Below are 23,973 nucleotides of genomic sequence, written 5' to 3' on the forward strand. Positions count from 1 at the left end.
CGTCGTGGAAAACAATGGCCAATCTGGGGGATGCGCCTGCGGGCAGGGACCTGTCATTGGCATTGCGCCACAGCCCGAGGACGGGACAGTGGCCGGGGTGGTTCTGGAGAGCGTGGAAACAGGCAGCCGGTGGCCGTCTTTTGGCCGGCTGGCCGTGGGCCTTTGCGGGCTGGCCGCCTGGTTTCTCGTCTACGGCCGGCTGCTCTCCGTTTCACAGTTTTTCACCTATTCGGTGTTGGGGCTGGAACACGGTTCGCACCTGGGGGATTCGGTCGAATTTTTCCTGTACGACACGCCCAAGGTGCTCATGCTCCTGACCTTGGTGGTCTTTGGTGTGGGCATCATCCGCTCGTTTTTCACCCCGGAACGCACCCGGCGTGTCCTGGCCGGCAAACGTGAATCCGCCGGCAACGTCATGGCGGCGCTCCTTGGCATTGTCACGCCTTTTTGCTCCTGCTCGGCTGTGCCGCTTTTTATCGGGTTTGTCTCGGCCGGCGTACCCCTTGGCGTGACTTTTTCGTTTCTCATCTCCGCGCCCATGGTCAATGAGATTGCCGTGGTGCTGCTTTATGGCCTGCTGGGGTGGAAGGTGGCTGCCCTTTATATGGGCATGGGGCTTGTCGTGGCCATTGTGGCCGGCTGGGTTCTGGGGAGGCTTAACCTCGAACGCCAGGTCGAGGACTGGGTGCTGGCCATCCGGGCCGGCGGCGGGGACGCCCCGGTTGCGGACATGACGGCCAACGATCGCATCAACTATGGTATTGAGGCGGTCAAAGAGATTCTGGGCCGTACCTGGAAATGGGTGATCCTCGGCATTGCCGTCGGGGCCGGCATCCACGGCTATGTGCCCGAGGGGTTCATGGCCGGCATCATGGGAGAGGCCAACTGGTGGTCCGTGCCCCTGGCCGTGGTCATCGGCATTCCCATGTATTCCAATGCGGCCGGCATCGTGCCGGTGGTGGAGGCGCTTTTGTCCAAGGGCGCGGCCCTGGGCACGGTGCTGGCCTTCATGATGGCGGTTATCGCCTTGTCGCTGCCTGAGATGGTTATTTTGCGCAAGGTCCTCAAGGTGCCCTTGCTGTTGATTTTTGCCGGCATTGTCGGTCTTGGCATCCTGCTTGTGGGGTATCTCTTCAACGCAATTCTGTAAGGAGGCTCGTATGCGCTTTTTAGCCCAACTGTTCCCGGAGTTCGCGACGAAGCTGGATGAAATGGACGCGCTGTACGCTGAGAAGCGTCTCATTGATGAAAAAACTTATCAGTTCATTTGCTTTGCTGTGTCCGTCAAAGCCCGGTCAAAACCGTGTGTGCTCAAGCATTTCAAGGGCGCACTCGACGCCGGAGCCAGCCTGCAGGAGTTGGCCTATATTCTGGCTCTGGTCATGCGTGAGGCGGCCGGGGCTGATGACTGCTGGACCCATGACGTTTTGGGCGACGTGGCCGACATCATTGCCGGAAAAATCGACTGCGGCTGCAAGAAATAGCGGCCGGGAGGGGGCTTCATGCTGATTCAGGTTCTTGGCACGGGCTGTGCCAAATGCAACGAGCTGGAGAAATTGGTGAAGGAGGTCGTGGCCGAGAAGGGCAGCGACGCAACGGTCGAGAAGGTGTCGGATTTACAGCAGATCGCCATGTTGGGCGTCTTTACGACCCCGGCCCTGGTGATCGACGGCGCGATCAAAGCCGTGGGCGGCATTCCGAACCGGAAGGATATTGCGACCTGGATCGGCTGATTGTTCTGACGGGCATCGCACGCCCGCGGATGGAGAGCGATTGCGAGTCCCCGGACAGCGTTTTGCAAGCGTTGTCCGGGGGCTTTTTTCGTGCGCCAGGGAGCTGCGGAAAGTGAAAAGCCGCTGGTGTGACGGCCAGTGGCTTTTGGGTCTGCTACAGCGGTTGTCAACCGGGAACTCTGGCGACAGGCTAGTCGTCCACCCCTAAAAGCGCCTTGGCGAAATCCTGGCCGTCAAAGGGGCGCAGGTCTTCCATCTTTTCGCCCAGCCCGATGTAGGTGATGGGCACGCCAAAGGACAGGGCGATGCCGACCACAACGCCGCCCTTGGCCGTGCCGTCGAGCTTGGTCAGGATGATCTCGTCCACGCCGGCCGCTTCCTTGAAGAGCTTGACCTGGGACAAGGCATTCTGGCCGGTGGTGGCGTCGAGCACCAGCACCGAGCGATGCGGCGCTCCTGGATGTTTCTTGCCCACCACCCGGTGGATTTTATGTAGTTCTTCCATGAGGTTGGTCTTGGTGTGCAGCCGGCCGGCCGTGTCCAGATAGAGCACGTCAAACCCTTCGGCCAGGGCCTTGTCCATGGCCTCGTAGGCCACAGCCGCCGGATCGGAATTGGCGCCCTTGCTGTAAAACTCCGCCCCCACCCGTTTGGCCCAGATTTGCAGCTGCTCGATGGCTGCGGCCCGGAAGGTGTCGCCAGCGGCGATGAGCACCTTTTTGCCGCGCATCATGTCCCGGTGGGCCAACTTGGCAATGGTGGTGGTCTTGCCCACGCCGTTGACGCCGATCATCATGACCACCTCGGGCGGATTGATGGCCCGGATGGTTTTGTTGGGCCGGAAAAGCTCGGAAAGCTCTTCGCGCAAGATTTCCTTGAACACGGCCGGATCGGTGGTGCCGCGCTTGCGGACCTTTTCACGCAGATTGCCCAGCAGTTTGGCTGCCGGTTCGAAGCCGACATCGGCCATGATGAGGATTTCCTCGAGTTCCTCCCAGAAGGCCTCGTCAATGACGCTGTGGCGGCCAAGCATCCCGTCGATGCGCTTGACGATCTGTTCCTTGGTCTTGGCCAGCCCTTCGGAGAGCTTGAGGAACAGCCGGTTGCGCTCGTCTTCCTCGTCTTCCAGATCAAGGGCCAGGGAGAGGCGGTACTGGAGTTCGGAGCGAAACAGCTCCACCTCGTCGTACTCCATAAGCGCCACCCAGTCGGCGAACTTGGCCACAAAGGCGTCGGCCTCGCCGGCCGGGGCTTCCAGACTCTCAAAGAGAAAGTGCAGGCGTTCCCACAAAACCGGACCGGCCGTGTCCACATCGGCCAGCAGGATGTCGAGCCACACGGACAGCTTGGGCTCGGCTTGGCGCAGGGCCAGAATCAGGGAATTGCGCCAGACGGTTTGTTCGGACTCGGCGATCGGCTGCGCGTTGGCGGTGGGCTTGGCGACCGGCGGCACTGCGGCTGCCGGCGTCGGCTGCGTTTGGGGAGCAGAGGCCGACGACGCGTCGGGGGCAGGTTGGGCCGCCGGTTGGGCCTCGGGAATGGAAGCCGGCTGGGAAGCGGGAACGGGCGGCGCTTGCGGCGTTGGTTCGGCGAATGGCTGTGTCGCGGGCTGAGGGGCGGATTGTCGGACCGGTTCCGGTTCGACAACCGATTCGGCCGGGGTCATCGGCTGGGCCACAGGCTGGGGTGTTGCCGCACTGGCCGGCTTCATCTCCGGTTTGGGCGCTGCAACGGCGGGATGCGCTTCGTCCGTGCGCGGTTCGGACCGGGGAGTAGTGGCTGGTTTGGCCTGCGCGGCCGGGCTGCCGGCAGCCTCGGCCGGCTCGGCCTCGGGAATTGCCGCTGCGAAAGGCTCCAGCGCGTCGTCCGCGACGGGTGCAGGGGCCTTTTCCGGTGCGATTGCCGATACGGCCTGTGATTCGGAGGACGGGGAGGCGGCCGGAGTCTCGGCCTCGGCAGCGGCGGCGGCAACCGGGGCCGGGGTTTGCGGCGGGGACGGCTGCTCGGCGGTCTGTTCCGGAGCGGCGGACTGGGCGGCGTCATCCGGGGCGTCGTCGGCCTTCCAGAATTTCTTCAGCTTGGAAAAAAAACCCATGGGGTGACATCCTTTTGGAGGGACAGGAGGTTTGTGCTATTGGAAGCGCTGTACGGCGCAGCCCAAAAGTATAGCCGCTGGGCGCATGGGAAGCAACCGCCGCGTCAGGCGTGAATTAGCCGTCTTCCGGCCGCCCTGGCGGTTGTGGTCGGGGCGGGCGTTGTGGCAAAAGATAGCGACGCCCGGAACGCACTGTGCGGGCGCAGGAGAACACCGCTATGGGCATTGCCCCCGGGACAGGCGTCGCGCTGCTGGAAAAGCGCTGCATCGAGGCCGCCATGCTGGCTGACGTCTATGCCGTTTTGCAAGAGCGCCAGGGCCGCGACGCCGCCCTGGCCGTTATTGAGGAAACCGTGGCCCGAGCCTCTTTTGCCGCCGGCAAAGCCTTTGCCGCCACGGCTCCGGATGGGCCAAACTTGGCTCATTTCGCCACGGTGACCAGCCTGTGGCAGCGCGGCGAGGCGCTTTGCATCGAAAACGTGCGCCAGACTCCGGACCGGCTGTCCTTTGAGGTGACCCGCTGCCGCTACGCCGAGAGCTACCGGGCCATGGGCCTGCCTGAAGAACTTGTCGTACGCATCTCCTGTCTGCGCGACGGGGACTTTGCCGCCGGCTACAGTCCCGCTTTGACCTTTGCCCGCCCGGCCACCATCGCCTCGGGCGCCCCTGCTGTCCCTTCACCTTCACCTGGAACGACGCATGAGCACACGACGCACCACCGTTAAGGCGGCTCTCAATAGCCCTGCCCCGTGTCCCGAAATCCGCGTCATGGGCTGGGTGCGCACCCGCCGCGACGCCAAAGGCTTTTCTTTCCTGGAAATAAACGACGGCTCCTGCCTGTCCAACCTACAGATCGTCATCGACGACGCGGTTGAAGGGGCGGCCCTGGTCAAAGAACTCGGCACCGGGGCGTCCGTGGCCGTCACCGGCGAACTGATCGCCTCGCCAGGCAAGGGGCAGCGCTACGAGGTCCGGGCCATGGCCCTGGAATTGCTGGGGCCAGCCGACCCGGAAACCTATCCGCTCCAGAAAAAACGCCATTCCGACGAGTTTTTGCGCACCATTGCCCATCTGCGCCCGCGCACCAACAAGTATGGGGCCATGCTGCGCATCCGTTCGGCCCTGGCCCACGGCATTCACGCCTATTTTGCCGAGCACGGTTTTGCCCTGGTCCACACCCCGGTTATTACCGGTTCGGACTGCGAAGGGGCCGGCGAGATGTTCCGGGTGACGTCTCTTGGACCGGAAGCGGCGGCACTGCCGGTTGCCGAGCGCATAAGCCAGGACTTTTTCGGCAAGGAAGCCATGCTCACCGTCTCGGGCCAGCTTTCGGCCGAGCCGCTGGCCTGCGCCCTGGGCCGGGTCTACACCTTCGGGCCGACTTTCCGGGCCGAACACTCCGATACCTCGCGCCACGCCGCCGAGTTCTGGATGCTCGAACCGGAAATGGCCTTTGCCGATCTTGAAGACAATATGGATCTGGCCGAATCCCTGGTCACCCATCTGGTGCGTCTGGTCATGGACGAGTGCGCCGAGGATTTTGGCCTGTTTGCCAAGTATGTGGACCCGACTCTGCCGGCCACGCTCGAAAACCTGCTGGCCAATCCCTTTGTGCGCCTGCCCTATGGCGAGGCTGTGGACATACTGGCCGCCAGTTCCAGGAAATTCCAATATCCCGTGTCCTTCGGACTTGATCTGCAAAGCGAGCACGAGCGCTATCTGGCTGAAGAGCATTTCAAACGTCCGGTCATCGTGTATGATTATCCCAAGGATATCAAAGCCTTTTACATGCGCCAAAACGATGATGGCTGCACGGTGGGGGCTATGGACGTGCTGGTCCCGGGGATTGGCGAGTTGGTTGGCGGCAGCGCCCGCGAAGAGCGCCTCGACCGGCTGGAAGCCCGCATCCGGGAGCTGGGTCTGCCTCTTGAGGCCTATTGGTGGTATCTCGACACGCGCCGGTTCGGCACGGTGCCCCACGCCGGCTTCGGCCTGGGGTTTGAGCGGCTTGTCATGCTCGTCACCGGCATCGGCAATATCCGCGACGTCATGGCCTTTCCGCGCACCTGGCGGCATCTGGAATTCTAGCGGCGCGTTCTCAACAACAGCTGGACGGTTTTTGAGAACAGACAGAAGACATTGCGCCTGTGGCTGCATACCCAGGCGCAATGGAAGCGTTCGGACGCAACACGAGCCAATCCAGACGAGGGCGGTGCGCCTTTTGGGGGAGCCGGGGCGTGGGGTGTTTTACGAACACGCCTCGCAAGACGTTTCCAGACAGGCTTCGGCCACCGGGAGGCGCACGTAAAAGCTGCTGCCTGCCCCGGGTTGCGACTCGGCCCAGATGTTTCCGCCGTAGTGACGAACAATCTGGCGGCAAATGGCCAGCCCCAGGCCCGTGCCCTTGATGGCCGGGCTGACAATGGTGTCGCCGCGTCCCACCTGATGAAACCGGTCGAAGATCGACTCCAGTTGATCCGACGGAATCCCGACGCCCTGGTCGCGAACCACAAGAAGCACGGACTTGCCGTCGCGCCGGACGTCTACGCTCACCTCGCCCTGTTCGGTAAACTTGATGGCGTTTTGCAGTAGATTCGAGACCACCTGCACCAGCTGGTCCGGGTCCATAAGGAGTTGTGGGGCCGTCTCGTCGGCAGTAAAGCGGAAATGAATTTCCGGACGCTGGGCGAGCTGCCCCTCAATGGTGTGGACGGCCTGGCGCGTCACGCTGACGGGATCAATGCACGCATCACGCCATTGCATGTTGCCGGACTCGATGCGATTGAGATCCAGAACGTCGTTAATAAGCCGCGTGAGACGCTCGGCTTCGCCGTAGACCACGCCCAGGTTGTGCCCAATGCGTTTGCCGCGGGCTGCCAACGCCTCGTCGTGACTGCACAACGGCTGGAAGTGTTCGGAAAATTCCCGGCCGATCAGCTTGGCAAAACCCAGTATCGAGGTAAGCGGGGTGCGCAGTTCATGGGAGACAGTGGACAGGAAGGCTGATTTGAGGCGGTCAAGCTCGCTCATGCGAATATTGGCCTCGGCCAGTTCCATGGCTTGCAGCCGCAGCTCCCGGGTACGTTCCTCCACCTCGGCTTCCAGCCGTTGCTGGTGGCGGCGCAATTCCTCTTCCACCGCCTTGCGGGCGGTCAGGTCGGAAAACATGCCCAGGGCTCCAAGAAATTGTCCCGAGGCGTCGTAGAGCGGACTGGCCGAAATGAGCACCCAAAGCGGTGTGCCGTCCTTGCGTTGCATCTGCTGCTCAAACACGTCGCTCAAGCCCTGGCGACGGCGATGCTGCTGGTGTTTGGCCTCGGCCAGACTTTCCTCGGGCAAGAAATCGACCAGTCGTCGGCCAGACATCTCTTCGGGACGATAGCCGAGCATGTCGGCCATGCGTTGGTTGACGAAGGTGGTGGCATAGTCGCCGTCAAAGACCCACACGCCTTCGTGGGCGGTCTCCACAATGCGGCGGAACATTGCCTCGCTCTCGCGCAACGCCGTTTCCGAGCGGTGACGCTCGGTCACGTCTCGGATGACCTCGATAGCGCCGGTGACCTTGCCGGCCTCGTCGTACAGGGCGACCGCCTTGGCCCAGACCTGCCGGATGCCGCCGGGCAGGGTCGAAAGGACCACCTCGGCAATAATCTCACCAGGAGCATGGTCGGCCACAGTATAGCGGGCATCGGGGTGGGGGACCACACCCCGGGCATAATCAATGAGCAGTGGGGTCGGGCGACCATAAAAGGCCTCGCCGTAGGCAAAATCGCCCTTGCCGAGCATGTCGGCGGCGGCGACGCCGGTCAGCTTTTCCAGGGCCTTGTTCCAGAAGGTGACCTTGCCGGCGCTGTCCACCACCAGGGTGGGGTCAGGGAGAAAGTCTATTATTTCTGCAAGTTTACGGTCACTTTGCTTGACTTGGCTCTGGGCTTGGCGCAGTTCGCCGATACGCCGCGACTGCTCGAAATTGGTGACGGCCAGGGCCGAAAGATGGTTGGCAAAATGGTACAGTGCCTGACAGATTTTTTCGAAACGGGCATGCGATATGCGCGGGACGGCAGCCAAGGCTTCCCGGAAAGCCGTCTCATCGGCTCCGATTTCCCGAGCATAGGCCATCATGGATTCGGTGTCGGCGGATTCGTCGACCACCTGCCCCACCAGCCAGTTGGCGATGTGCCGGTTCCCAACGAAGATGGGCGTACCGCCGTCAAGCAGCCCGCCGCTTAAGCAATGGCGGATAGTCGGACCATTGACGGAACCGTGGCCGAGGCAGGCGTCAGAGCGGGTGCAGTTGATCCGGCCCTTTTCAGTTCCCCGGATGATGGTGGCGCAAAGCGTGGTGAAGTTGCTGGGCTGGGTCAGGGGCAGGCCTTGCGGATCGGTGATAAGCGAGGCCACGCCGGCGGCTTCGGCAAAGGCATCCTGAATGCGTTGGATCTCTTCAAGGCAAAAGATGTCTTCAAAACGGACAGTTTCCGGGTCCCGGGGCCAGGGCGTCCCAGCAGAGGGAGCCCCGTTTAGGTCACAGCCAGACGGCGGGGGAGGTGCGTTCGACTCGGCTGGGTCCTTGGGCATGGCGTCCCTGGGGGTTCGTGTTGTGCTTACATCCCATTCATAAGCCATTTCTGAAGTTTCTTACAACGGTTAATTTCTCCGCAAGGAAACCGCACCCGTATGTGCAGTCACGACCAGCGTGGACGTGTCGACTTGGGCGGGCTGTGTCGACTTGGGCGGGGACAGCGCAGTACAGCGTGTGGTGGAATCCCGCAGCAACAAGCAACGGGGGGGGCGCCGGGGCAGCCGTGTTGCACGCTGAGGGCTTCCCGGCGACGGAAAACGGCTGATGAGGCACAGGTGCAGCCATGCCGTGCATGCGTGGGAAATCCAACAGACGCGTTGGTACCCGGCAGCCTCGGCACGTCCAAGCCGTGCACGCGAAGAGGGCAATCTCCTTCCCTGACTCCGGCGGCCAGTACCTGTCCCCATGCCGCGCACACGAAGGAGGCAATCCCGCGCGGCGCGGCATGGTCGCTGTGTCGGATCAGGCCGCATGGACCATGCGGGGCGCAGGCTTTTGAACCGTTTTCTCGGTAACAATCGTATGGGCTGTCTGCCCCGGAGTCGCTTCGTACATGTCCCAGTAGTCTTCAAAGGCCTGTTCGATGGTGCGTTTCTCGGCATAGGCCCGGCCGGCCCGGCCCATGGCCCGCATGAGTTCCGGATCGGCCAGCAAGCCCTCCATGGCTGCAAAAAGGGCCTCGGCGTCGCCGGCCGGGACGACCACGCCGGTTTCGCCTGGCAGGATGTTTTCCATGGGGCCGCCCTGGTTGGTGACGATGATGGGCAGGCCCGAAGCCTGGGCTTCGAGGACCACATTGCCAAAGGTGTCCGTGGCGCTGGGGAAAACGAACAGGTCGCTGGCCGCGAAAAGGGCCGCCAGTTCTTCGCCTTCGCGGTAGCCGGTAAAAACCGTGGGCGTTCCTTCAAGGAGGTTTCGCAAAGCATCCAGATACGGCCCGTCGCCCACAATGGTCAGGACTGCATCGGGATAGGTTGCGTTTAAGCGGCGAAAGGCCGCGGCCAGCAGGTGCAGGTCTTTTTCCCGGGAGACCCGGCCGGCGTAGAGGATGCGCGGCCCGTTGCCCAGGCCGAAGCGCTCGGCCACAGCCTCGGACCGTTTGTCCGGCGAAAAGCGGCCGACATCCACGCCCCGGGGAAAGAGCCGCAGCTTGGCCGGGTCCAGTCCCTTTTCCTCAAGCTCCCGGCCGGTCTCCTTGGAAGGGACGTAGACGAGGTCCATCTGGTTGTAATACCAGATGATAAATTTCCAGGTCAGATCTTCCATGGCCTCGTCGCCGGTGAGAATCTGGGCATACTGGGGCAGGGCCGTGTGGTAGGTGCCGTAGATGGGCAGACGCAGGGTCTTGGCGATGCCAAGCGCCGCCAGTCCGATGGGACCGGGCGTGGCGGAATGGATGCGGTTGAAATTGCCGGCGTAAACGAAGTGGAGCATTTCCAGCAGCGGCGGATAAAAGAGCGTCTGTTCCGGATATTCGTCAAGATGGTAGACGCCGATGGGTTTGAAGTTTTGCACGCCCGGCTCGAAAACGCGGGGGCCGTGGTCGCAGGTGACGATGCTCAGCGTCTTGCCGGTCTTGATGGCCAGTTCGGCTTGCTGACGCAGCGTCCCGGAGACGCCGTTTATTTCGTGGAAGGTGTCGGTGAAGTGGGCCACGCGCACGGCGTCGTCCTTGCCGTTTTTGCCGGTGAGCGCCCGTCTGGCCTCGCTGCTGAACTGGCGATCCTTGGTAAAGATGGAATAGGCCAGGAAGTAGGGAGCGAGCATGGTGTAAAGCGCTCCGGCCGAGCCCAGGGTGCCGAAGATGTCAAAGACATTGGCCCCGCTGACGTGGTCAAGCAGCGTGCCGGCGAAGTGGGAGGCCACCCGGTTGGTGGCCCGGTTGACGAAGGAGAACCAGCCGTTTTCCAGGTTTTCGCCGTTTAACACCCCGGCCTGGGCGAATTCCATCAGAGTGGAGTCGGCCCGGATGAGCGATTCCGTTTCCATGCGGATAAGATCGCGAAGCGGCGTGCTGGCGCTCGGCCGCCGCCGGGACAGCCCCCGGGCGATGCGGGTGCGCAGGCGGAAGGCCAGCCCGACATTGGCTTGGTCGCCGGGTTCGAGGAACCGGTCCACCACCTTGAGCGTTACGTCCTTGTCCAGGAAGCGGTCGATGCCGAAGCGGTGTTTATAGTACTGGTAGGCGATGCTGTAGAGATTGCGGGCCATGGTGCGCGGCGTGCTGGAGACTCCCCGGGCTGAGGCTGCGCCGTTTTCCAGGCCGTCCAGGAACTGGGCCAGATCGGTTGCGCCGTCCACCTCGGTGTAGGTGGAGGCGATGGTCAGCGCGCTGTGGTCGTCGGAGCCGCCGATGAGATTTTTGCGCCATGGCTGGGTGTAGCCCGGGTCGATGCCGTATTTCTCTGCCAACCGCCAGATGGTATCGGCGTCAACGTTGGGGATGATGTCGCGCAGGCACTCGTTTTGCCAGGCGTCGCGGGCTCCGTTGATCTCGAAGTTGCGAAACAGCAACAGCAGTTTCTCGAAATTGGGCACCGTAATCCGGTCGTTGACCCCGAACAGCGGGTGGGCCACGGCATGGTGGATGCCCTCCTGGCGCAGGTAATCCACCAGATCATAGATGTTTTCGCGCAGCCGCTGGAACTCGCGGTGCTTGGCCTCGTCGATGTCAAAGACCAGCACATGGACCTTGCAGCGGTCTTCCGGAAAATACGAGGTGATTTCCTCACTGACAAACGTCCCCGGCAGATGGGCGATGGACAGTGCGCCCTCGATGCGGTTGTGGTCGGAGATGGTCACCAGCCCCATGCCTTTGCGTCGGGCCTCTTCGTAAATACGCAGGGGTTCGGTGAAGCTCTCGGGGCAGTTGAGCTTTTGCAAGACCCACTGGGAGGGGCGGGTGGAAAATTTGGAGTGCACGTGCAGGTCGATTTTCATGACTGCTCCTTGGGACGGGCGGCGCTTGTCCGGGCAACGTCGTTGTTTTCGGCTTGTAGCGCCGCCAGCGTTTCGGTCGGATTGCGTTTGGCCGCAGTTTTGTTGACGCGGTTTCGCCAATTGTCACGGAAATGTCGCTTGCCCAGGAGCACGCCATGTTCCATGTGGTGGCCATGGAAGGCAGAAGGAAAACGGCCAGGTTGCCTGAATCCGAGCGGCGCGAACTGTTGCGGGAGGGCCGTGCGGTCTTGTTGTCGTTGGGGGAAGGGCGTCTGGCCAACGAGTATTGCCGGCTGGCTGAGACGAAATCCACCCGGGAAGAGATGGCCGAGCTTTTAGTGACCTGCATTGTCTCCCGCCATTCCCGCTGATCTGCTCCTGTTGTTCCGGGGACGGTCGTAAAGCTATCGTCCAAAAGAGATGTCTGCATGGAATGGACAAACGAAACAGGGCTCTACGTCAAAGGGGCGCTCCAGACGCGGCCAGCCCCCCGGAGCGGGCAGGCGGACGGGGAGTCGCACGGTCTGTCTGGCCCTGCCGGTCTGTGCCGCGACCTTGGCCCCCGGGCCGGCGCCGACATCGGGGTCGTCACGGTGGAGATTGCCGAGTTCTCCCGGATTCTCCCTGAGATCGATCTCCAGGTCGGCTACGAAATTCTGCGCCTGCTGGCCGAAGCGGTCCGTGATGGCTTTGCCCGTCATTTTGCGGGGTGTACGGTGCTGCGCCTCCAGGAGACAGGGGTCGCAGCCTATGCCTGTTTTTTCTCACCCCGGTCCTGTTCCTGTGACGGCGACGTGGTGCTGGCCTCCTTTGCCGCCTTTCGTACAGCCCTGTCAGAAACCCTGTCCCGCCGCTTTTCGCACATGGCCGGCCGCCAGCTGGCCGTGGACATCGGTTATGCCCGTCTGGACGCCAGTTCCGGCGGTCCGGACCCCCGGCATATCCTCAAGGCCCTGTGCCAGGCCCAGTGCATGGGCAAAGACAAATTCGACGCCGAGCGCCGCCAGCTTTACCAGATGTTCGAGCGTCTGCTTGTGACCCGGGAACTCGATGTTCGCTATCAGCCTGTGGTCGACTTGTCGGCTGGGGGCGTCCTTGGCTGGGAAGTCTCGTTGCGTGGCGGGGGAGCTGGTCCATTTGCCGATCCTTCGCATCTTTGGAGGTTTGCCGCACAGTGTGGCGAAGAGGCCTCGCTTGACCGGGTGTTCCGGGAGCTGGCCCTGGCCCATCTGGGCGCGATAGGCGTGCAGCAAAAGTTGTTTCTGCCCATCCGCCACGCCAGTCTTGACGCCCCGGCTTTCGCACCGTCGCACTTGGCTGGTGAATTGGAACGCCTGGGCCTTGGCCCGGCCAATCTGGTGCTATGCATTTCCGAAAAGACCGGTCCCGGGGAGTTGGCCTGTGTGTTCGAACGCCTTGAGGTCCACCGGGGGGCCGGATTCGAACTGGCCGCCGACGAGGTCGGCGGCGGGGCGTCCAATCTGCTGCTGCTGTCCCGGACCCGTCCCGATTGGATCAAGACCTGGCCGGGATTGACCGAAGCCGTGGAAGCCAATCCCTTCAAACGGGTGATGCTCGAAACCCTGGCCCTGTTGGCCGAGAAGATCGGGGCGCGCATGGTCGTTGGCGGCGTGGCTTCCGAGCTGGCCCTGTCCACGGTGACCTCCATGGGCGTCGCTGCCGCGCTTGGGCCGCATTTCGGCGCACCAGCCTGTCCCAAACCGGAGACCGTTGGGGAGCTGCCGCCCAAAGCCAGTTTCGACATCCTTGGCGGCGTGGCTTGGCACTGTTCGGCTCCCATTGGCAACCTGGCCGAGGAATGCCTGACTGTGGATGAGCAAACCACGGTGGATGAGGTCAAGGAGCTCTTGGACGAGCGACCGCCCATCACGAATGTCGTGGTGGCGTCCAACCGCCGCCCGATCGGCCTCGTCATGAATTACCATCTGGATCGGCGGCTTAGCACCCGCTATGGCAACTCCCTGTTCGCGCATAAGTCCGTTACCCGGATCATGAACCCGAGTCCGCTTTTGGCCGAGGCCTCCCAGGCTGTGGAGGCCGTGGCCCGACAGGCCATGAATCGCGAGGCCTCCATGGTCTATGACGACATCGTGGTGGTTGACGGCGAGGGACTGCTGGTCGGAACGGTGTCGGTGCAAAAGATGCTCGATTCTCTGGCCCAGGTGCAGGTGGAGTTGGCCAAGGGTTCAAATCCCCTGACCGGACTTCCCGGCAACATGGCCATTGAACAGGAAGTGAACAGACGGGCCAAAATCGCCCTGCCGATCAGCTGCGTGTATGTCGATCTGGACCATTTCAAGGTTTACAACGACGCCTACGGCTTCACCAATGGCGACAAGGTCATTTTGCTGACCGCCCGGGTTCTGGCCGAGGCCCTGCGCGGCCGGCCGGACTGTTTCCTGGGGCATGTCGGCGGCGACGATTTTGTCTGCATCACCCCCCGGGAGGAAGCCGAGTCGTTATGTCGACAGACTATAGAGGCCTTTGCCGGGGCCGTTCTTGCCCATTACTCCCCGGAGGATCAGGCCAGGGGAGCCATTTCCGGCAAGGCCAGGGACGGCACGCCGGGTATGTTCCCGCTGGTGTCGCTGTCCATGGGCATTGTGGACTGTGCCTTTGAGGTTCCTTTTAGTGCGGAGGAGTTCAGCCAGCGGGTGGCGGAGGTGAAGAAGTTCGCCAAAACCAGGCCCGGCAACTCCTGTGTGCGCGACCGGCGTGCGCCGCTTGGTGCGAAGATTTGATTTTTCAGGCTGTTGTCGATTGTCACCGATTTGCCACAAAGCCATGGCGCGATCGTCATGGGCAGGCTGCATATCGAGTACGGCCGGGACGGTCTGCGGACCGTACGGGCACATCGCGCAAGGATGGCTTGCCCCTATGCAGCATAGCGTCAAAATGGCCGCAGAGACTCTGGATTTCTATTACGGCCGGTTTCGGGCTCTGGAAGGCATCAATCTCGAAATCCCGGAACATCAGGTCACGGCCCTGATCGGTCCTTCGGGCTGCGGCAAATCCACTTTTTTGCGGTGCTTAAACCGCATGAACGACCTTATTCCCGGGACCCGCACCGAAGGGGCCGTGCTGCTCGACGGCGTCAAGGTCAACGTGCCAAGCCTTGATGTGGTCGAACTGCGGCGCAAGGTGGGCATGGTTTTTCAAAAACCCAATCCTTTCCCCAAGAGCATTTTTGAAAATGTGGCCTACGGACTGCGGGTGAGCGGGGTGAGCGATCGCAATTTCATTTCCGCCCAGGTGGAAAAAAGTCTGATCTCGGCCGGTCTTTTTACCGAGGTCAAGGACCGGTTGCACGATTCGGCCCTGGGCCTGTCCGGCGGCCAGCAACAGCGCCTGTGCATCGCCCGGGCGGTGGCCCTGGAGCCGGAAGTGCTCCTCATGGACGAACCGGCCTCGGCTCTGGATCCCATCGCCACCCAGAAGATTGAAGAACTCATCGCCGAACTCAAGCGCAACTACACCATCGTCATCGTCACCCACAGCATGCAGCAGGCAGCCCGGGTCTCAGACCTCACCGCCTTTTTCTACATGGGCAAACTCGTCGAAGTCGGCCCCACCGAAGCCATATTCACCCGTCCGGCCAACCAGCAGACCGAAGATTACGTGACCGGCCGTTTTGGCTAGACCGCGTCCGGCCGTCTTCAGCCCTGTCCGTGACGCCAAACGAGAGACGCCCAGACGTCGGGAGCGCATAATGGAAACCAGATCCCATTTTCATGCTGAATTGGAGGCCCTCAAGGGGCGTGTCGTGGCCTTGTGCGGCCTGGTCGAGGCTTCGCGCCAGGGCGCTGTGGCCGCCTATCTCGACCATGATCTGATCACGGCCAAGCAGGTTATCGAGGGGGACCGGGTCATCAACCAGCAGACCTGCGACATTGACGAGGCCTGCCTGAAGCTTCTGGCTCTGGAGCAGCCTGTGGCCCTGGATCTGCGCCGCATTGTCGGCTACGCCCGGGTCGTAATCAACTTGGAGCGGCTGGCTGACGAGGCGGTCAATATCGCCGAGGGCACCCTGGCCGGGGCCGGGCTGCCGGGGGATTGCGACGCCACGGTGCTGGAACTTTCCGGGCATGTGGCCCGCATGTTCGCCTTGGCGACCAAGGCCTTTGTCGACGACGACGTGGACGCGGCCATGGATGTCTGCCGTTTCGACGAACAGGCCAGAGAATTGGCCGTTTCCGCCATGCGCTGCATCACCGAGGCGCTATCCCAGTGCCATGCGTCGCCCGAAGCCGGGGTGCGGGCCATACTGGCCTGCCGCAGTTTCGAGCGCATGGCAGCCCACGCCGCCAATCTCGGCGAGATTCTGGTTTTTATCGTCAAAGGCGTCATACTCAGTCAGAAATGCCAACCCCGTTAATTGTGAACCCAACACCCACGTCGGATTCCAGGCTGACGACCTGTGCCGCCATTGTCGCTGCCAGCCGGATGGCTTTGCCCTATACCCTGGATCTGCTCCTGGCCGGGGTTCGTCTGGCCGTTGGCACCAACAGCCCGGCCCTGGCCGAGGCTCTGGCCCGCCACTATGCAGAATTCCCCGGCGACGGGGGCGAACCCGACGTGGCGGTGTGGGCCATCGACGGGGACTCTCCCCGGTTTGATCTGCCATTTGCGCTCTACGGCGAGAGCGGAGCCAAGGAAGAGTATGTTGATCTGCCCGACGGCCGGGTGGTGCGCAAGCGTCGCACCGGCCTGTGGCTGGTCTTCGGGCCGGCCGGCAACTACGTGCTTGGGCCGTGCGCCGAACAGCCGCAGCAGGTAGTCAACGCCATAAACGCCCGTCTGGCTGACTTTGAATTGTGTCGGGGAGCGCGCCTGCTCCACGCCGCCGGGGTGGCCACCGCCTCGGCCGGTCTGGCCATTTCCGGATTTGCCGGCGCCGGCAAATCCACTCTGGCCCTGGAGATCATGCGCCATGGCGCGGATTTTCTCACCAATGACCGGGTGCTCGTCAACGCGGACGCCTCGGGGCTGTATCTCACCGGCATCGCCCGGGCCCCCCGGGTCAACCCCGGTACGATCCTGGCCAACGACAGGCTGGAAAGCTTGCTGCCCGAGGATGAGCGCGCGGCCTATGCCGGGCTGCCCAAGCGGGAGTTGTGGGGCCTTGAGCGCAAATACGACGTGCCCATTGCCGCTTGTTTCGGCCCCGGACGGGTGCGGCTTCGGGCCCGGTTGACCGCCCTGGTGGTGCTGGCCTGGAAACCCGGCGGCGGGGCTCTTGAGGCGCAGTGGACCACGCTTGTCCAGCGCAGCGAGTTGTTGCCGGCCCTGGTCAAGGACCTGGGGGTGCTCTTCGGACACGGTCCCCTTCCGGCTGACGTCGACGGCTATCTGACCCTGCTTGGACAGTGTCCGGTCTTGGCTGTCTCCGGCGGGGTGGATTTCCCCCGGGCCGCCGCCTTGTGTCTGGATGTCCTTGGCCGGGGGGCATGAGCCGTTTCTCGTCCCGCATATACGCCGCCACAAAGGAACCGTTGTGCCAGAGAGCAAATCCTCCCCCCGGGTGACCATCGCCCGGACCGTCCGTTTACCTGATCCGTCGCGGGCGGCGCTTTTCCGTCGCGCGCCCGAACTCGGACCCAGGCTCCTCTTTTTCAGCGGCGGGACGGCGCTTCGCCATCTGAGCGAAACCCTGATTGAATATACCGCCAAATCCATTCACCTCATAACGCCCTTTGATTCCGGCGGCTCCTCGGCCGTTTTGCGCCGGGCCTTTGCCATGCCGGCCGTGGGCGACCTGCGCAATCGGATCATGGCCCTGGCCGACCGCTCCATCACCGGCAATCCGGCGGTCTTTGATCTCTTTGCCTTTCGTCTGCCCAAAGACGCCTCCCAGGACGAACTGGTCGCCCGTTTCGGACGCCTGATCAGCGGCGAGGACCCGCTTATCCGGCGCGTGCCCGATCCCTTGCGCAAGATCATCCGCACCCATCTGCGTTTTTTCGAGGCCCGTCGCCCCAAGGATTTTGATCTGCGTGGGGCCAGTATCGGCAACTGCATCCTGACCGGCGGCTATTTCAACTACAACCGGATGCTTGATCCGGTCATTTATCTCTTCATGCAGCTGGTGGAAGCCAGGGGCGTGGTGCGGCCCATCGTCAACGCCGACCTGCATCTGGCTTGCCAACTGGCCGACGGCCAGATCCTTATCGGGCAGCATCGCATGACCGGCAAGGAAGCCGCGCCCATCGCCTCGCCCATCACAAAGCTGTGGCTGACGGCCACCCTTGACGATCCGACGCCGGTCACCGTGCGCATTCGGGAAAAAACCGACAAACTCATCCGGCAGGCCGACGTGATCTGCTATCCCTACGGCAGCTTCTATTCGAGCCTTTTGGCCAATCTGCTGCCCCAGGGCGTCGGCGACGCCGTTGTCGCCACCAACTGTCCCAAGGTCTACATCCCAAACCTCGGCCACGACCCCGAACAACAGGGACTGACCGTGGCCGGGCAGACGGCGCGGCTCCTTGAAGCCCTCCAGACCGGTTGCGCCCGCTCCTGTCGCCGTGAGGACCTATTGCACTTCGTGGTGGTGGACAGCAAAGGCGCACGCTACGACGCGCCCCTGGATATTGCCGCCGTCAGGCGTCTTGGGGTGGAAGTCGTGGACGTGCCGCTGGCCAGGGACGACAATCCCGGCCAAGCCGACAGCCGCAAGGTGGCCGAGCTGTTGTTGTCGCTGGCCTGAAAAACCTTGTCCCGGGCTGCGGGTTCCATCCGCGGGCCGGCCAGATCCGGAACGCGCGGCGGCGAACAGTGGCGGAGTTGCTGGGCCCGGCCCTCGCCAGACAAGAGCCGGACTTTGGCGCAACACATCCGGCGCACCCCCTGTGTGGTAGGTGCGCCGGATGTATCGTTTGGATCTTCGGAGAAGGGTTGGCGTTAGCCGGAAAGCGCCTGAGACCGTACGAATTGCCCCAGCGCCTTGTCTTCGAGCTGGATGTGGCTGATGAACCATTCCTCGAGAAAAGCCAGGATGTCGGCCAGCATCTGCTCACTGACTACGCCGAATTCGTTCTCGATTTCAAAGAAAATGACGTGGTTGACAAACAGCTCGTGCTGCTGTCGGTGGGCTTCCAGGTCAGGGTAGGCCAAATCCAGCATGAGTTCCATCTCAAGCTCGAAATGATCATGCAGATAGCTGCGTAAAAATTGCAGGACCTGAGTGGCCGCGGCCTCGTCGGATCGGTTTTTATGGGTGGTCAGCTCATTTATGAGGGCAATGATGGATTTGTGCTGGGCATCGATTTCATCGACGCCAATGGCCAGGGAATCGTCCCATGCAATCATGTGATGCTCCATACGTCTTGGCGGATGCGTCCTTGCCTGATACAGACGAGTGATCTCAGGTATCCCCAAATCATGCCATAGCGCATAATGAAGTCAAGAGTGCTTCCAAAGATTGTCGTCCCCACTTGTGTTCCAGGCCGGACTGGCTCAGGAGAAAAGGACTTTTTCTCTTGTCAGACTTCCCAACGTCGGCAGGATGCGTGTAGGGTCAATTCCAGTGGGTTGTCCCGAGAGAATTATTTTTGGAGTAAAACCATGTTCGATGTCCGTATGCTTGCTGCACTTATTGCCGTTGCCACCCTGTTGTTGCCCGCTTGCCGGACCGGACAGACCACCGCCTCCGCGATGGCCCGACCCATGGCGCAACAGACGCCGGCTGTTGGTCCCTCGCCTCTGGCCGGTTCCAGCCAACTCGTCCTGGTGGTGGCCGAGGGATTTAACGACAACCAGGCCAGGTTGCGCCGTTTCGAGCGTAAGGGGGCCGGTGCGTGGCGGCCGATTGGCGACGACGTGGCCGTGACCCTGGGCAAAAACGGTCTGGCCTGGGGGCGGGGGCTGCTCAGTGCGGTTCCGGCGGATGGTCCGACCAAGGTGGAGGGCGATGGCCGGTCGCCGGCCGGGGTGTTCACCTTCAGCACGGCTTTTGCCTACAACCCGGCGGACACGTGGCAGCCGACCAAGATGCCCATGCACCGGGTCACGGACCAGACGGTGTGCGTGGAGACCATCAATTCCAAATGGTATAACCGCATCGTGGACGAGAACACGGTGCCGGATGTGGATTGGACCTCGCCTGACCGGATGTTGCGGCCTGACGGGCTGTACCGGTATGGCCTCATGGTCGACCACAATGCCCCGGATACCCGTCCTGGATCAGGATCGTGCATCTTTTTCCATTTGTGGCGTCGGCCCGGGGCGCCTACCGTTGGCTGTACGGCCATGAACGAACCGGCCATGCAGGCTGTGCTGGCCTGGATGGACGCTTCCAAGAAACCGCTCCTGGTGCAGTTGCCGCGCGCCGAGCTGGAGCGGCTGGCCCTGGTCTGGGGCACGCCGGAGCTGGTGGCCGAAAGGGCGGTCAAGGGCGATTAGGGGAATTGCACTGCGGGAATTGCGCCGCCTCTCACGCTCGGGGCGGCGAGCACCGAACGGTGTTGGGTGAAGGCTCAGGCCGCTTCGGGGTCTTTCCCCTGCTTTTTGAGGGAGTAGTTGAGGAGCTTGCGGGCTTCGACAAATTCCGGGGACAGGCGAAGGGCCAACCGCGAGGCCTTTTCGGCCTTGTCCCAGCGCTCCCAGTCCACGTAGAGCCGACCCAGGTTGAAATAGAGATTGGGGTCGGACTTGGCAAATTCCGCAGCCCGCATGAAATACTTCTCGGCGAGGTCGTATTTGCGCAGTTTGCGCAAGACAATGGCGATGCGGTTGTAGTGATGGATCTGGTCCGGGGAGAGTTCAATGGCCTCGTCAAGATAGGTGAAGGCCTCTTCAAACAGTTCGCCGCCAATAAAAAGCTCGGCGATGCGGGCACGCAGATCGGCGTCGCGGGGATATTCCCGGGCCAGCTTTTCAAGCAGGATCTTGGCTTCGTCGAAGCGCTTTTCCTCGATAAGGAGCTTGCCTTCGGCCAGCCCTTTCTCGATGCGTTGCTCCATGTCGGCCATCATGTCTTTGGCCTCTTCCACGGCCGAGGCCTGGAGTTCGGTCAAGACATTGAGCAGCTGTTCGGTCAGTTCTTTTTCGCTGCCGGGTTTGTAGTCGAGGATGAGCGGATAGATTTTTCGCAGGTTGCGGTCGCCGTTTAAGTGCAGCACCGCATCCAGGATGATCTTGGCGAACTCTTCTTTTTCAGAACGGATCAGCGGGGTGCGCATGACCGCGCCAACGGCTTCATACAAGGCCGAGACGGCCGGCAGGGGTTTACCCTGCTTCAGGAACGTCCCGACCTTGTTGATCTGCGACCGGGCTTTGGTCAGTTCAGCGGACATTGATCCCCGGTATGGCGGCGCTCGTGGTTACTTACCCGTCTCCCGGCGCACGAGGTTGCGGAAACGGTTAAAGAAGTAGCGGCTGTCATGCGGCCCCGGCGCGGCTTCCGGATGGTACTGAATGGCGATGACAGGCTTCGTCTTGTGGGCAAAACCCTCAAGAGTATTGTCGTTTAAGTTGACATGGGTCAACTCTACGTCGGACAGGCTTTCGATGTCCACGCAAAAACCATGGTTTTGCGAGGAAATTTCGATCCGTCCGGTCTCCAGGTCCTTGACCGGATGGTTGAGGCCATGGTGCCCGAATTTGAGTTTGAAGGTCCGCCCGCCAAGGGCCAGTCCCAGGAGCTGATGGCCCAGGCAGATGCCGGCCAGAGGATATTCATCGACCAGCAGCGAAGTGGTATGAACCAGATCGGTCAGGGCGGCCGGGTCGCCGGGGCCGGGGGAGAGAAACACGGCGTCCGGGTTGAGCTTGCGCACGGCCTCGGCCGAAGTGGTGTAGGGCACGACCAGCATGTCGAACCCCTGGGCGGTGAGTAACCGCAGGATGTTCCACTTGATGCCCATGTCGAAAACCACCAGCCGCGGTCCGGTTCCGGGCCAGGCATAAGCCCCGTCGACGATTGCGGCCGGGACCATGGCCGAACCCGTCCAGGTGAAAGGCGCGTCGCAGCACACCCGGTCGGCCAGTCCCAGACCCTCCATGGACGGCAGACCCTTGGCCGCGTCCACGATGCGTTGGGGATCGGACACGTCGGTCGAGATGTAGCCGCGCATGGCCCCGTGCAGGCGCAGATGGCGGGTGAGCGCCCGGGTGTCGATGCCTTCGATGCCGGTAATGCCCTGGCTGGTCAGATAGTCGGGCAGGGTCATGGTGGAGCGCCAGTTGGACGGCTCCTTGCAACATTCCTTGACGATGAACCCGGCCACGCGGATGTGGGCTGATTCCACGTCGTCGGGGTTGATGCCGTAGTTGCCGACATGGGGATAGGTCATGCAAACCATTTGTCCGGTATAGGACGGGTCGGTGAGCACTTCCTGATAACCGGTCATGCCGGTGTTGAAGATGACTTCACCGCCGGCGCGGCCCTCGCCGGTAAAAGTGTGGCCGTGAAACAAGGTGCCGTCTTCGAGGGCCAGGATGGCTTTCATGCGTGTCTCCGAGCGTATGCGCTATGTGCCGCTCTGTGCGGCCGGCGGCAGGGTATATCGGAACGGGGCCGGCGTAAAGGCCGGGAGTCCCCGGGGGCAGCGCTCACTTAAGGCCTCTTGGCCCGGTGCGCAAGGCCAAGTTCGATCAGTCGGGCAATGAGGTCGGGAAAAGACAGGCCGGCGGTCCTGGCCGAACGGGGCAGGAGGCTGGTCGGGGTCATACCCGGAAGCGTATTGACTTCCAGGAGTTTGAGACCATTTTCGGTCAAAATGAAGTCTGACCGGCTGTAGCCGGAAAGGCCCAGGGCGGCGTGGGCGGCCAGGCTGATGCGGCCAAGCGCCTCGGTGACGGCCGGGGCTACCGGGGCCGGGCAGATCTCCTCGGCCGCGTCCGGTTCGTATTTGCTGGCATAGTCGAAAAAATCTCCCGCCTTGGGACGGATCAGGATAGGGGGCAGGGCGACGTCGCCCAGTACCGCACAGGTCAGTTCCGGCCCGGCCAACCCTTCTTCAATGAGTGCGTCGTCGCCGGAATCGAAAATCCGGGTCAGAGCGGCCGGCAGTTCGTCGGCCGTCCGCACCAGGGTCATGAGGATACTTGAGCCGCCGAGGTTGGGTTTGACAAACCAGGGCAGCGGGAAGTCGGGCTTGCAATCCGTGGCGCTGTCGCGCGGCAAAAAAGCCCACCGAGGCGTGTCCAGGCCGGCCTCGGCGAAAAGCTGCTTGGAAGCGGCTTTGGAAAGCGCCAAAAAGGACCCGGCCGGGCCGCTGCCCTGGTAGGGGATGCCGGCGGCGTCGAGCAGGGCCTGGGGCAGCCCATCCTCGCCCGGCGCGCCGTGGAGATTTAAGAAGGCGAAATCGCAGGTCTTGGCCGTGCGGACAAAACCCGGGAAATCCCGGGACAGATCATGGGGGACGACCTCGTGGCCAAGGTTTGTCAGCGCCTTTTCGATTTGTGCGGCGCCGGACAGCGATACCGCTCGTTCACTCGACCAGCCGCCCGCAACCAAAAGTACTTTCATGGATGTCCATGCCCACTGTTTCGGCCAAGGCGCGTTCGATGGCCTCGGCCTGGGTGAAGGACTCGCGGATGCGGGTCCGGATGTATTCCGTCGTGCCGTAGCGTACGAGCAGATCGTCGAACCGGGACTCCAGAGGCACGATCTGGTTGTGCTTGACCCGCTTGTCGCTGTAAATAAGCGTGAGCGGCAGGAAATCGGCCCGCAAATCGATGGGATGGGGCCAGGAGACATGGCATAGCACCCCCTGGGCCAGGGCCGGATTGCCGGTCGCTTCCTGGACCCAGGCCGCGCCAAGCTGGCAGTGGTTGCCGCCGTGGCTGATGGTGTAGGTTTTGGCCAGATCGTGGAGCAGGGCCGCGGCGCGAACTTCGGCCACGTTGACCGCAAGACCGGCCTGCAGCGCCATTTCGGCCAGGGCCGTGGCCACGCAGGCCACCAGTTCGCTGTGGACCCGGATATTGGACAGCATGCCGTAGGCGTCCCACAACTCCCGGCACTGGGCATCGGTCGGGATGGTCGAGATGCGGGGCATCTCGGCCGGTATGGGGCCGAGGGCCGGCGAGTCGTTTGCTTGCGCCGCATTCGGCGCGGCAAGGTGTGTCTGGGTACGTTTGGGCATGGGAATGCCGGGCGTGTCTGAAAAAAACGGTTCGCTCCCGGCCTCGGTCCTGATACCAACCCCTGGGAAAAAAGCAAAGGCCGGCGTGGCCCATGGCCAAGCCGGCAGGGAAATCGCATGAAAAAGTTTCGCGTTCGCTACGAGACCAAGCTCCAGGAAACCCGGGAAGGCGTCGAGGTGGTGACGGCCTCGGGCAAGGGGCAGGCCATGTTCGCTGTCCAGGCCATGCTCCATCCCACCGCCCGCACCGATGAACCCTATTTTTACTATGAGCCGCTCTCCATCCGGCCGCTGGACACCCCGGAAACCTATGAGGTCAGCTACCGCACCAAGATCGAAAAAGCGGTGTCCGGCGACGTCGAAGTGGCGGCCGAGGATGCCGAAAAGGCCGTCAACAAGGCCCGGTTCGCCGTGCACCAGGAGTTGATCCCGCCCAAGTGCTTCAAGGCCCTGGACGTGGTCGAGATCGGCGAGGGCGCGTAACAGGCCCCGGGTTTTGACAAGTATTCGTTC

The 23,973-nt window shown here is 62.4% G+C and carries 22 protein-coding genes; 13 read left to right on the forward strand and 9 right to left on the reverse strand.

The genetic code is table 11. The features are described 5' to 3' along the window. Positions 1–88: 88 nt before the first annotated feature. From NY78_RS02030 to NY78_RS02040, 3 genes are read left to right on the forward strand one after another with little or no spacing between them, the layout of a single operon-like run. Positions 89–1,150, forward strand: a complete 1,062-nt coding sequence (locus NY78_RS02030) for a permease (protein ID WP_231583700.1) — start codon at positions 89–91, stop codon at positions 1,148–1,150. Between the two features lie 10 nt (positions 1,151–1,160). Beyond that, positions 1,161–1,484, forward strand: a complete 324-nt coding sequence (locus NY78_RS02035) for a carboxymuconolactone decarboxylase family protein (RefSeq protein WP_043630977.1) — start codon at positions 1,161–1,163, stop codon at positions 1,482–1,484. Positions 1,485–1,502: 18 nt separating this feature from the next. Beyond that, positions 1,503–1,733 (forward strand): thioredoxin family protein, encoded by a 231-nt coding sequence (locus tag NY78_RS02040; protein ID WP_043630979.1) that lies wholly within the window; start codon positions 1,503–1,505, stop codon positions 1,731–1,733. Positions 1,734–1,923: 190 nt separating this feature from the next. Here NY78_RS02040 and ftsY read toward each other — a convergent pair whose 3' ends face one another. After that, positions 1,924–3,399, reverse strand: coding sequence for a signal recognition particle-docking protein FtsY (ftsY, locus tag NY78_RS02045; RefSeq protein WP_331428901.1), 1,476 nt, complete (start codon positions 3,397–3,399; stop codon positions 1,924–1,926). Between the two features lie 647 nt (positions 3,400–4,046). On the opposite strand from ftsY, the gene NY78_RS02050 reads away from it, so the two are divergent. Together NY78_RS02050 and asnS are read left to right on the forward strand one after the other, a co-directional pair. Next, positions 4,047–4,553 carry an L-2-amino-thiazoline-4-carboxylic acid hydrolase gene (locus NY78_RS02050; protein WP_047959984.1) on the forward strand — a complete coding sequence of 169 codons (507 nt, stop codon included), beginning with the start codon at positions 4,047–4,049 and terminating at the stop codon, positions 4,551–4,553. Further along, positions 4,528–5,916: an asparagine--tRNA ligase gene (asnS, locus tag NY78_RS02055; RefSeq protein WP_043630981.1), complete on the forward strand. Its 1,389-nt coding sequence runs from the start codon at positions 4,528–4,530 to the stop codon at positions 5,914–5,916. Before NY78_RS02050 ends, asnS begins: the two co-directional genes overlap by 26 nt. A 159-nt stretch (positions 5,917–6,075) precedes the next feature. Here asnS and NY78_RS02060 read toward each other — a convergent pair whose 3' ends face one another. The 3 genes from NY78_RS02060 to NY78_RS24475 all read right to left on the reverse strand — a co-directional run bounded on the left by NY78_RS02060 (position 6,076) and on the right by NY78_RS24475 (position 11,514). Beyond that, positions 6,076–8,406: a PocR ligand-binding domain-containing protein gene (locus NY78_RS02060; RefSeq protein ID WP_082139858.1), complete on the reverse strand. Its 2,331-nt coding sequence runs from the start codon at positions 8,404–8,406 to the stop codon at positions 6,076–6,078. A 466-nt stretch (positions 8,407–8,872) separates the two neighbouring features. Beyond that, the gene (locus tag NY78_RS02065) at positions 8,873–11,350 is read right to left on the reverse strand and encodes a glycosyltransferase (RefSeq protein ID WP_043630984.1); all 2,478 of its coding nucleotides are present in this window, start codon (positions 11,348–11,350) and stop codon (positions 8,873–8,875) included. After that, positions 11,347–11,514: a hypothetical protein gene (locus tag NY78_RS24475; protein ID WP_156180848.1), complete on the reverse strand. Its 168-nt coding sequence runs from the start codon at positions 11,512–11,514 to the stop codon at positions 11,347–11,349. The genes NY78_RS02065 and NY78_RS24475 overlap by 4 nt, the downstream gene beginning before the upstream one ends. On the opposite strand from NY78_RS24475, the gene NY78_RS02070 reads away from it, so the two are divergent. From NY78_RS02070 to NY78_RS02095, 6 genes are all read left to right on the forward strand, one after another. After that, on the forward strand, positions 11,506–11,721 hold the full coding sequence (locus NY78_RS02070) for a hypothetical protein (protein WP_231583701.1): 216 nt from the start codon (positions 11,506–11,508) through the stop codon (positions 11,719–11,721). The genes NY78_RS24475 and NY78_RS02070 overlap by 9 nt on opposite strands. A gap of 57 nt (positions 11,722–11,778) precedes the next feature. Beyond that, positions 11,779–14,112 (forward strand): GGDEF domain-containing protein, encoded by a 2,334-nt coding sequence (locus NY78_RS02075; RefSeq protein ID WP_043630986.1) that lies wholly within the window; start codon positions 11,779–11,781, stop codon positions 14,110–14,112. A 136-nt stretch (positions 14,113–14,248) separates the two neighbouring features. Beyond that, complete coding sequence (gene pstB / locus NY78_RS02080) at positions 14,249–15,010, forward strand: phosphate ABC transporter ATP-binding protein PstB (protein WP_043630988.1); 762 nt, start codon at positions 14,249–14,251, stop codon at positions 15,008–15,010. Positions 15,011–15,080: 70 nt separating this feature from the next. After that, positions 15,081–15,746 carry a phosphate signaling complex protein PhoU gene (gene phoU, locus NY78_RS02085; protein WP_043630990.1) on the forward strand — a complete coding sequence of 222 codons (666 nt, stop codon included), beginning with the start codon at positions 15,081–15,083 and terminating at the stop codon, positions 15,744–15,746. Further along, entirely contained in the window at positions 15,731–16,822 is a 1,092-nt protein-coding gene (locus NY78_RS02090) for an HprK-related kinase B (protein WP_053062113.1), read from the forward strand. The genes phoU and NY78_RS02090 overlap by 16 nt, the downstream gene beginning before the upstream one ends. A 43-nt stretch (positions 16,823–16,865) precedes the next feature. Next, positions 16,866–18,077, forward strand: a complete 1,212-nt coding sequence (locus NY78_RS02095) for a GAK system CofD-like protein (RefSeq protein WP_043630991.1) — start codon at positions 16,866–16,868, stop codon at positions 18,075–18,077. Between the two features lie 194 nt (positions 18,078–18,271). Here the strand turns inward: NY78_RS02095 and NY78_RS02100 are convergent, their stop codons facing one another. Then, positions 18,272–18,679: a bacteriohemerythrin gene (locus NY78_RS02100; RefSeq protein ID WP_043630993.1), complete on the reverse strand. Its 408-nt coding sequence runs from the start codon at positions 18,677–18,679 to the stop codon at positions 18,272–18,274. Positions 18,680–18,934: 255 nt separating this feature from the next. Between NY78_RS02100 and NY78_RS02105 the strand changes: the two genes are divergently transcribed. After that, on the forward strand, positions 18,935–19,771 hold the full coding sequence (locus tag NY78_RS02105; RefSeq protein WP_043630995.1) for a L,D-transpeptidase family protein: 837 nt from the start codon (positions 18,935–18,937) through the stop codon (positions 19,769–19,771). Between the two features lie 74 nt (positions 19,772–19,845). Here NY78_RS02105 and NY78_RS02110 read toward each other — a convergent pair whose 3' ends face one another. The 4 genes from NY78_RS02110 to NY78_RS02125 all read right to left on the reverse strand — a co-directional run bounded on the left by NY78_RS02110 (position 19,846) and on the right by NY78_RS02125 (position 23,460). After that, entirely contained in the window at positions 19,846–20,664 is an 819-nt protein-coding gene (locus NY78_RS02110) for a tetratricopeptide repeat protein (protein WP_043630996.1), read from the reverse strand. Positions 20,665–20,691: 27 nt separating this feature from the next. Beyond that, positions 20,692–21,819 (reverse strand): glutamine-hydrolyzing carbamoyl-phosphate synthase small subunit, encoded by a 1,128-nt coding sequence (gene carA / locus NY78_RS02115; RefSeq protein ID WP_043630998.1) that lies wholly within the window; start codon positions 21,817–21,819, stop codon positions 20,692–20,694. A gap of 107 nt (positions 21,820–21,926) precedes the next feature. Beyond that, the gene (locus NY78_RS02120) at positions 21,927–22,841 is read right to left on the reverse strand and encodes a D-alanine--D-alanine ligase family protein (protein WP_043631000.1); all 915 of its coding nucleotides are present in this window, start codon (positions 22,839–22,841) and stop codon (positions 21,927–21,929) included. Continuing rightward, positions 22,804–23,460 carry an HDIG domain-containing metalloprotein gene (locus tag NY78_RS02125; protein WP_043631001.1) on the reverse strand — a complete coding sequence of 219 codons (657 nt, stop codon included), beginning with the start codon at positions 23,458–23,460 and terminating at the stop codon, positions 22,804–22,806. The genes NY78_RS02120 and NY78_RS02125 overlap by 38 nt, the downstream gene beginning before the upstream one ends. A 117-nt stretch (positions 23,461–23,577) precedes the next feature. On the opposite strand from NY78_RS02125, the gene NY78_RS02130 reads away from it, so the two are divergent. Beyond that, positions 23,578–23,943: a hypothetical protein gene (locus NY78_RS02130; protein WP_043631003.1), complete on the forward strand. Its 366-nt coding sequence runs from the start codon at positions 23,578–23,580 to the stop codon at positions 23,941–23,943. Positions 23,944–23,973 lie beyond the last annotated feature (30 nt).

The organism is Desulfovibrio sp. TomC (assembly GCF_000801335.2).
Lineage (GTDB): Bacteria > Desulfobacterota > Desulfovibrionia > Desulfovibrionales > Desulfovibrionaceae > Solidesulfovibrio.

Bases quoted from the DNA above. Each gene is read 5' to 3' on its own strand.
- NY78_RS02035 (WP_043630977.1), top strand. From the start codon at position 1,161: ATGCGCTTTTTAGCCCAACTGTTCCCGGAGTTCGCGACGAAGCTGGAT.
- NY78_RS02040 (WP_043630979.1), top strand. From the start codon at position 1,503: ATGCTGATTCAGGTTCTTGGCACGGGCTGTGCCAAATGCAACGAGCTG.
- ftsY (WP_331428901.1), bottom strand. From the start codon at position 3,399: ATGACCCCGGCCGAATCGGTTGTCGAACCGGAACCGGTCCGACAATCC.
- NY78_RS02050 (WP_047959984.1), top strand. From the start codon at position 4,047: ATGGGCATTGCCCCCGGGACAGGCGTCGCGCTGCTGGAAAAGCGCTGC.
- asnS (WP_043630981.1), top strand. From the start codon at position 4,528: ATGAGCACACGACGCACCACCGTTAAGGCGGCTCTCAATAGCCCTGCC.
- NY78_RS02060 (WP_082139858.1), bottom strand. From the start codon at position 8,406: ATGCCCAAGGACCCAGCCGAGTCGAACGCACCTCCCCCGCCGTCTGGC.
- NY78_RS02065 (WP_043630984.1), bottom strand. From the start codon at position 11,350: ATGAAAATCGACCTGCACGTGCACTCCAAATTTTCCACCCGCCCCTCC.
- NY78_RS02070 (WP_231583701.1), top strand. From the start codon at position 11,506: ATGTTCCATGTGGTGGCCATGGAAGGCAGAAGGAAAACGGCCAGGTTG.
- NY78_RS24475 (WP_156180848.1), bottom strand. From the start codon at position 11,514: ATGGAACATGGCGTGCTCCTGGGCAAGCGACATTTCCGTGACAATTGG.
- NY78_RS02075 (WP_043630986.1), top strand. From the start codon at position 11,779: ATGGAATGGACAAACGAAACAGGGCTCTACGTCAAAGGGGCGCTCCAG.
- pstB (WP_043630988.1), top strand. From the start codon at position 14,249: ATGCAGCATAGCGTCAAAATGGCCGCAGAGACTCTGGATTTCTATTAC.
- phoU (WP_043630990.1), top strand. From the start codon at position 15,081: ATGGAAACCAGATCCCATTTTCATGCTGAATTGGAGGCCCTCAAGGGG.
- NY78_RS02090 (WP_053062113.1), top strand. From the start codon at position 15,731: ATGCCAACCCCGTTAATTGTGAACCCAACACCCACGTCGGATTCCAGG.
- NY78_RS02100 (WP_043630993.1), bottom strand. From the start codon at position 18,679: ATGATTGCATGGGACGATTCCCTGGCCATTGGCGTCGATGAAATCGAT.
- NY78_RS02105 (WP_043630995.1), top strand. From the start codon at position 18,935: ATGTTCGATGTCCGTATGCTTGCTGCACTTATTGCCGTTGCCACCCTG.
- NY78_RS02110 (WP_043630996.1), bottom strand. From the start codon at position 20,664: ATGTCCGCTGAACTGACCAAAGCCCGGTCGCAGATCAACAAGGTCGGG.
- carA (WP_043630998.1), bottom strand. From the start codon at position 21,819: ATGAAAGCCATCCTGGCCCTCGAAGACGGCACCTTGTTTCACGGCCAC.
- NY78_RS02120 (WP_043631000.1), bottom strand. From the start codon at position 22,841: ATGAAAGTACTTTTGGTTGCGGGCGGCTGGTCGAGTGAACGAGCGGTA.
- NY78_RS02125 (WP_043631001.1), bottom strand. From the start codon at position 23,460: ATGCCCAAACGTACCCAGACACACCTTGCCGCGCCGAATGCGGCGCAA.
- NY78_RS02130 (WP_043631003.1), top strand. From the start codon at position 23,578: ATGAAAAAGTTTCGCGTTCGCTACGAGACCAAGCTCCAGGAAACCCGG.